At 73.5% G+C, this 8,018-nt stretch carries 6 protein-coding genes; 5 read left to right on the forward strand and 1 reads right to left on the reverse strand.

Annotated elements, in window-relative coordinates:
• The 3 genes from AE652_RS29375 to AE652_RS29385 all read left to right on the forward strand — a co-directional run.
• The coding region (locus AE652_RS29375) for a glycerate kinase (protein ID WP_049656939.1) at positions 1–499 on the forward strand (499 nt) is incomplete at its 5' end.
• Positions 500–659: 160 nt separating this feature from the next.
• Positions 660–3,584, forward strand: coding sequence for a polysaccharide lyase family 8 super-sandwich domain-containing protein (locus AE652_RS29380; protein ID WP_063780309.1), 2,925 nt, complete (start codon positions 660–662; stop codon positions 3,582–3,584).
• A gap of 43 nt (positions 3,585–3,627) precedes the next feature.
• Positions 3,628–3,900: a hypothetical protein gene (locus tag AE652_RS29385; protein ID WP_049656940.1), complete on the forward strand. Its 273-nt coding sequence runs from the start codon at positions 3,628–3,630 to the stop codon at positions 3,898–3,900.
• A 174-nt stretch (positions 3,901–4,074) separates the two neighbouring features.
• On the opposite strand, the gene AE652_RS29390 is transcribed toward AE652_RS29385, so the two are convergent.
• Complete coding sequence (locus AE652_RS29390) at positions 4,075–5,223, reverse strand: CdaR family transcriptional regulator (RefSeq protein WP_049656942.1); 1,149 nt, start codon at positions 5,221–5,223, stop codon at positions 4,075–4,077.
• Positions 5,224–5,310: 87 nt separating this feature from the next.
• Between AE652_RS29390 and AE652_RS29395 the strand changes: the two genes are divergently transcribed.
• Both AE652_RS29395 and AE652_RS29400 read left to right on the forward strand, forming a co-directional pair.
• Positions 5,311–6,375 (forward strand): ferredoxin reductase, encoded by a 1,065-nt coding sequence (locus AE652_RS29395; protein WP_049656944.1) that lies wholly within the window; start codon positions 5,311–5,313, stop codon positions 6,373–6,375.
• A 7-nt stretch (positions 6,376–6,382) separates the two neighbouring features.
• A complete protein-coding gene (locus AE652_RS29400) occupies positions 6,383–7,501 on the forward strand; it encodes an acyl-CoA desaturase (RefSeq protein ID WP_049656946.1) in 1,119 nt (372 codons plus the stop codon).
• Positions 7,502–8,018 lie beyond the last annotated feature (517 nt).

Consider the following 8,018-nt stretch of genomic DNA (forward strand, 5'->3'; position numbering starts at 1 on the left):
GCTCGGCCCCACCGGGGCGGCCGCCGTCTACGGGCCGCAGAAGGGTGCCGACCCGGCCCGGATCGCCGTCCTGGAGGCGGGGCTGCGCCGCTTCGCCGACCTGCTCGGGGGCGACCCTGCCCTCCCCGGCTCCGGCGCGGCCGGCGGCACCGCCTACGGCCTGGTGACCGCCTGGGGTGCGCAGGTGGTCCCCGGCGCGGCGGCGGTGGCCGAGCTGACCGGCCTCGACGAAGCCCTCACCGGGGCCGGCCTGGTGATCACCGGCGAGGGCCGCTTCGACCGCACCAGCCTGCTCGGCAAGGCGGTCGGCGAGGTCCTCGCCCGCGCGGAGCGGGCCGGCGTCCCCGCCCGGGTCGTCGCCGGGGAGGCCTCCGACCCCGGCGCGCTCACCCTCACCGGGCTGTCCGGGGACCCGGCCGACGCCCGCCACCGGGCGGCCCACTGGCTCACCGCCGCCGGCGCCCGACTGGCCCGCGCGGCGCCTCCTTTCACCGTCTGACGACGTGGAAGGCCTCCCGCGATCCGGACCACGCGGCCGAGAAGGCCCGCGCCGAGCGCCTCCACCCGAGCGCCTCCACTCGATCGCCGACGGCGAGGTCAGACCGAAGACGCCCACCGTCGTCCCGCCCGGCCCCCACCTCCCAGGAGGAGCTCCCCCCATGACCGCCGCGCCGAACCCCGCCCTGCTCTCCCGCCGCCGCCTGCTGCGACTCGCCGCCACCGGCACCACCGCCCTCACCCTCGGTGCCCTCCCCACCCCCGCCACGGCCGCGGCCGACGCCTACGACACCCTGCGCCTGCGCTGGCTCGACCTGCTCACCGGCACCGGCTTCGACCCGGCCACGGCCCCCTACGCCACCACCCTCGCCGCCCTCGGCGACCGGGCCCGCACCCAGCTCCAGGCCATGGCCCCGACCTCCACGTCCCTCTGGCCGGACCTCCCCCTGGGCACCGCCTCGGCGAACGTCACCGCCTCCCACACCCGCCTGCGCACCCTGGCCATGGCCTGGGCGCAGCCCGGCACCGGTCTGACCGGTGACCAGGCCCTGGCCACCGCGATCACCACCGGCCTGAACCACCTCAACACCACCACCGGCGCCTACACCCCCACGGCCACCGCCTACGGCAACTGGTGGGACTGGCAGATCGGCACCCCGCAGGCCCTCCTCGACACCTGCGTCCTGGCCCACGACCTCCTGCCGCCCACCCGGCTCTCCGCCCTGCTCGCCGCCGTGGACCGCCAGGTCCCCGACTCCCTGGTGTCGAGCTACACGGGCACCAGCACCGGCGGCAACCGGGTGGACCTGTGCCGCGTCCTGGCCCTGCGCGGAGTGCTGGGCCGCACCTCCGCCAAGCTCACCACCGCCACCACCGCGCTCTCCCCGGTCTTCCCGTACGTCCTGGCCGGCGACGGCCTGTACGCCGACGGCTCCTTCGTCCAGCACACCTGGGTGCCGTACACCGGCTCCTACGGGGAGGTGCTGCTCGGTGGCCTGAGCAGGCTCTTCGCCCTGCTGGCCGGTTCCGCCTGGCAGATCTCCGACCCGTCCCGGCAGAACGTCTTCGACGCCGTCACCGACGCCTACGCGCCCTTCCTCTACAACGGCCTGGTGATGGACGCCGTGAGCGGGCGGGCCGTCAGCCGGGGCCGCCAGAGCGGCGACCAGCTCCAGCTCCAGCAGGACGACCACGTCCGGGGCCACACCCTGATCGGCCACATCCTGCGCCTCGCCGACTCCGGCGCCGCCCCGGCCGCCCAGTCCGCCGCCTGGCGCTCCGCCGTGAAGGGCTGGCTCACCCGTGACCACTACCTGCCCTACCTCTCCAACGCCTACCTCGACGTCCCCGAGCTCGCCCGTGCCCAGGCCCTCCTGAACTCCGCCACCGCCGCCGCCCCCGAGCCGCTCGGCGCCCGGGTGTTCGCGATGGACCGCGCCGTGGTCCGCCGCTCCGGCTGGGCCGCCTCGCTCAGCCTCTGCTCCGCCCGCACCACCTTCTACGAGACCGGCAACGGCGAGCACCTGCGCGGCTGGCACACCAACAACGGCATGCTCTCCTGGTGGGGTGCCACCTTTGGCAACGGCCAGTACTCGGACGCCTTCTGGCCCACCGTGGACCCGTACCGCCTGCCCGGCACCACCGTCTCCGCCAAGCCGCTCGCCGACGCCGCCGGCGGCACCTGGGGCGCACCCCGCCCGGACTCCACCTGGGCCGGCGGCGCCACCGACGGCACCTACGCCGCCGTCGGCCAGGACCTGCGCGGCCTCTCCTCCACCCTGACCGGACGCAAGTCCTGGTTCCTGCTGGACGATGCGGTGGTCTGCCTCGGCGCGGGCATCAGCTGCACCGACGGCACCCCGGTGGAGACCGTCGTCGACAACCGCAACCTCGGCCCCGCCGGCACCCACGCCCTCACCGTGGACGGCGCCGCCCAGCCCACCACCCTCGGCTGGTCCCAGCGCCTCGACGGCGCCCGCGCCGTCGCCGTCGCGGGTTTCGGCGGCTACGTCCTGCCCGCCGGCACCACCCTGCGGGCGAAGCGCGAGGCCCGCACCGGCAGTTGGCACGACATCAACACCGGCGGCTCCACCGAGCAGCTCACCCGCCGCTACCTCACCCTCTGGTTCGACCACGGCACCAACCCCACCGACGCCGGGTACGAGTACCAGGTGCTGCCCGGCGCGACCGCCGCGGCCACCGCGGCCCGGGCGGCCGCCCCCACCGTCACCACCCTCGCCAACTCCCGTACGGTCCAGGCGATATCCGACTCCGCCTCGGGTGTCCCCGCCGCCAACTTCTTCGCCGCCGGCACGGCCGGGCCGCTCACCGCCTCCGCCCCCTGCTCGGTGCTGGTCCGCGACACCGACAGCACCCGCACCGTCACCGTCGCCGACCCCTCCCGCCGGGCCGCCACCGTCACGCTCACCCTCGCCGGCACGGGCCGCCCCACCGGGGCCGCCGAAGGCGTCAGTGTGCTCTCCACCGAGGGCGCGGTGACCCTCCTGGTGGAGCTCGGCGGCACCCAGGGCGCCGGCCGCACCATCACCCTCACCACCGCCTCCGGCGCCCCGGCGACCGCCACCGCGACCCTGCTCGACCCCACCCAGGACAGCTACGTCCGCGACGGCTCCTACGCCACCACCAACTACGGCACCGCCACCACCCTGACGGTCAAGAACACCAACACCACCGACAGCGGCTTCAGCCGGCGCGCCCTCCTCGCCTTCGACACCACCGCCGTCCCCGGCACCGTCCGCCGCGCCGTCCTCTGGGTCCACGGCGCGGTCGCCGACTCCGGGGGCCCCCTCGCCACCCTCCAGGCCTTCACCCCCGCCCCCACCCCCTGGACCGAACCCGCCGTCACCTGGGCCAACGCCCCCGGCCTGGCCCAACCCCTCGGCACCGGCCGGATCTCCACCACACCCGACTGGATCCCCCTCGACGTCACCCCCGCCGTCACCCCGGGCAACCCCTCCCTCACCCTGGCCCTCTTCCAGCCCCTCGCCACCGTCGGCCTCGCCGTCAACCTCGACGCCCGCAGCCACACCACCTTCCACCCCGTCCTGGAGGTGATCACCTCCTGACCGGCCACCGCCGCACCATCGGGTCGCGGGACCGGACGCATCCATGGACGACGAGACGCCGCTGCGGGGCCGGGTCTACGGAACCGACCACGACGACACACACCCCGGCCCGCGGCCGGGGTGTGTGTACTGCGAGCTCGTCGGCGGCCCGCTCGACGGCCTGCTCCTGGACGTCACCGGCTGGGACACGGAGCAGCTCGCCGATGGTGCCGTGTTGGCGACCGGGATCGGCCGATACGGTGCCGGCGGGCGCGCCTGCTATGGGCCCCGCCCCGGGGATCCGTTCCGCTGGGACTGGGCGGGCGACACCCCCTGACAGCGCGAGCCGCCATCCGGTGCGGCGGAGACCCCGGCTCCGCCGCACCGGTTCCCTCCCCGTCCTCGTCCGCCTGCGCTCCGGCACCGGCGATGCCGACTCGGTGTCAGCGGCGGGAACTAGTGGTGGCCGTCTCGTCGGCGAGGTCCGGGCGGGCCCTGCCGGGCGTACGTGTCAGCCGGCCCGGAGACCCACCGCCAGGGTGAGTTCGAGGATCCGGTCTGGCGAGGCGAGATCCGGGAACAGTTCCCGCAGTTGCGACATCCGGTACCGGACCGTCTGAGGATGGATGAACAGCGCCGCCGCCACCTCGTCCCGTCTGCCCTGGTGCAGCAGCCACGCCCGCAGCGTCTCCTCCAGCCGCCGTGCGGTCGCGGCGGGCACGGTCCGCAACGGCGCGAGGGCTCGGGTACGCAGGTCGGCGAACGCGTCCATGTCGGCACTCAGCACCAACTCGGGCAGGTGGTCCTCGGTGTCGCGAATCCCAGCAGAGTCAGAGGAGAGGGACCACGCACGGACGGCTCGTGCGTACGAGGCGGACGCACGAGTCCATGGCCGTGCCGGGCCGACCACGGCGGTGCGGTCGGCCAGCTGCCGCAAGAGGTGGGGGCGGTCGGCGTCGGGGACGAGCAGCACTCCGGTGGCGTCGGGCAGATCGTCGAGGACGAGCGTGCTCGGGTCGAGCGCACGGTAAGCGGGCCGGGCTTGGGGGGCGGGCAGCAGGACCGCGGTCAGCGAGACGGGGGGCTGCCACCCGGCTCGTTGAACAGAGGCGAGCAGCACGTCCGGGTTCGCGCCGGCGAGGAGGTCGCGGGCCAGGTGTTCCAGGTGGCGCTCGTGGGCCCGGCCCCGGGCGGCCAGTTCGTCGGCGTGGCCCGCGGCGCTCGCGGCGGAGAGCTCGTCGATGTAGGCGAAGGTCAGTTCGGCGAACTTGGCGACCTCGGCGGCGGGCAGACCTGCGGGTACGGCGCCCGCTGCCAGGCACCGCCATGCCACCCGGGCGCCGACGCGGTAGGCGCTGAGCAGCGCGTCCATCGAACGGCCGTCGCGCACCTCGCCGCGGCCCAGCTCGTAGGCCGCGTCACCGGCGTCGCCAGCCGTGGCGTTCCCGCCGGCGAGGTCCAGGTAGTGCCCCAGGGCGGTGCGCACGGCCCGGCGGATGGTCGCGCCCATGCGGCCCGAGAGCGCGTTGGCATAGGGCGGGACCTCGTCGATGATCGCCCGGACGACCTCGTCGGCGGTGGCCGCCAGCGCGGACCGAAGCGCGGTGACCGTCGTCCCGTCCAGGACCGGTTCGCCGGCCCTCCTGATTGCATGGCTCACGTTTTTGTTCCCTACGAACAATTCGGCCGACCAGATTCACGCCCTACGGTCAGGACTTTACGCCCTGAGGCACAGCAGGCTGGAACCATGACGAGTACAGCCCTCCGCAGCAGAGCCTGGAAACTGCTGGAGATGGTCACGACGCCGCTGCTGCCGTCGGACTACCTCGACCTGGTCAGCCCGCTGCGGGCCGGCGCCGACCTACGGGGGCGCATCGAGGCCGTGCACCCCGAGACGGGTGACGCCGCGACCGTCGTGATCAGGCCGGGACGGGGCTGGCGCGGCCACACGGCCGGCCAGTACGTGCGGATCGGCGTCGACGTCGACGGGAGGCGCCTGTGGCGCGCCTACTCCATCACTTCACCAACAGGGCGCCGGGACGGTCGCATCACGATCACCGTGAAGGCGGTCCCGGACGGCAAGGTCAGCAACCACCTGGTCCGCAGGGTGACACCGGGCACACTGGTCCAGCTCGACCAGCCGATCGGTGACTTCGTTCTGCCGCACGCCAGGCCCGCCAAGGTGCTCTACCTGACGGCCGGCAGCGGCATCACGCCCGTGATGGGCATGCTGCGCGACATCGAGTTGGATGACGTCGTCATGGTCCACTGCGCGCCGCGGCCGCAGGACGTGATCTTCCGCAACGAACTGCACGACCTGGCCGCGAACGGGAAGCTGCGCCTCACCGAGGTGCACACCGGCACGGACGGCAGGCTCGACCTCGCCCGTCTCGGTGAGCTCGTGCCCGACTGGGCCGAGCGCGAGACCTGGGCCTGCGGGCCCGCGGGCCTGCTCGACGCCGCGGAGGAGCACTGGACCGAGCACGACGTCCAGGAGCGCCTGCACACCGAACGGTTCCACCCCCGCATGGTCGCCGGCGACGACGGCAGCGGCGGTGGCGAGGTCACGTTCAGCGCTACCGGCAAGACCGTCGACGCGGACGGCGCCACGCCGTTGCTGGACGTCGGCGAGGAGGCCGGTGTGCTCATGCCCTCCGGGTGTCGCATGGGCATCTGCTTCGGCTGCGTCACCCCCCTCAAGGCGGGTGCCGTCCGCGACCTGCGCACCGGTGAGATCACCGAGGCCGAGCCGGGTGTCCTCATCCAGACCTGCGTGTCCGCCGCGGCGGGCCCCTGCGACATTGAACGGTAGGAGCACCTTGACCGCCATCGACCCCACCGCCCACCTGACCGCGGAGCAGATCGAGGAGCTCGGCCGCGAGCTGGACGCGATCCGCGACGAGGTGATCGCCGACCGCGGCGAGAAGGACGCCGCCTACATCCGCAAGGTCATCTCGGTGCAGCGCAAGCTCGAACTGGCCAGCAGGGGCGTGCTGCTGTTCTCGATCTTCCCGCCCGCGTGGCTGATCGGCACCGCCGGCCTGTCGGTGGCGAAGATCATGGAGAACATGGAGATCGGCCACAACGTCCTGCACGGCCAGTGGGACTGGATGCGGGATCCGAAGATCCACTCCACCACCTGGGAGTGGGACCACGTCTCGCCGGCCGCGCAGTGGAAGCACTCGCACAACGAGCTGCACCACACGTACACCAACGTGATCGGCAAGGACAACGACCTCGGCTACGGCATCATGCGCGTCGACGAGGACCAGAAGTGGCACCCGCTCCACCTCGGCCAGCCGCTGTGGAACTTCGCCAACGCCTGCTTCTTCGAGTACGGCATCGCGGCGTACGACCTCGAACTCGGCAAGAACCTGCGCAAGCACCGCCGCGGGAACCCGGAGTTCCGGGCGCGGGCCAGGGCCGTGGGCCGCAAGATCCGCAAGCAGGTGCTCAAGGACTACGTGATCCACCCGCTGCTGTCGGGCCCGTCGTTCCTCACCACGCTCGCCGCCACGTTCACCGCGAACCTGGTCCGCAACATATGGTCCCATTCGGTGATCATGTGCGGGCACTTCCCCGAAGGTGTACGGGTCTTCGAGCGCCAGTCGGTCAAGGGCGAGACGCGCGGCCAGTGGTACCTGCGCCAGATGATGGGCTCGGCGAACATCAGCGGCAGCAGGGCCATGCACTTCATGACACGCAACCTGTCCCACCAGATCGAGCACCACCTGTTCCCGGACCTGCCGAGCAACCGGTACGCCGAAGTCGCGGTGAAGGTCCGCGCACTGTTCGAGAAGTACGAGCTGGAGTACGTCACCGGGCCGCTGCCCAAGCAGGTGTTCTCCGCGTGGCACAAGGTCTTCCGGCTCTCACTGCCGAACAAGAAGCCCAAGACCAGGACGCCGGAGCGCGAGAAAGAGCTCGCCGCAGCCTGACCCTTCGTACCGACTGTCCGGGCGCGACCGCGAAGACGCGCCCGGCAGCCGAGTCGGCCCGACCCGCTGGCAGGCCGTCGGCGGGCTGCGGCGCGGCTGGGCAATCGCGCCCTCCTCCTGTGCCCGCTACCCCCTTGTCGCCCCGGCACGGGTGGAGCTCCGTCGGTCCCGGCGATGAAGCTCCACCTCCGGGTGTCGGGACCTGGCCTCCGGGTACACCCCGCTGCCCGGCCAGTCCACAGGGCCCGGACACCGCCTGGTCCCGCCCGGCCGCTGCCCGGACCACCCCGCCGTCCCGGCCCGCTCTGGTGCAGCTGCGCCGTCCGGCCGACGCCCGGCAACCGCCTCTCCGCCGGCCTCGCCGTCCTCCAGGTCCAGATCCCGGCCACAGGCGAGGACGGCCGCCGCGAACTCGGTCAGGTCCCGGTTGCCGGTGCGCGCGCCGAGCTCGGCCACCCACGCGGCGGCCCCCGCGCTCGCGCGCTCGGTCGCCCGTAGCGCGGCGGCGAGCTCGGCG

The sequence above is a fragment of the Kitasatospora sp. MY 5-36 genome (genome assembly GCF_001182915.1).
Lineage (GTDB): Bacteria > Actinomycetota > Actinomycetes > Streptomycetales > Streptomycetaceae > Kitasatospora.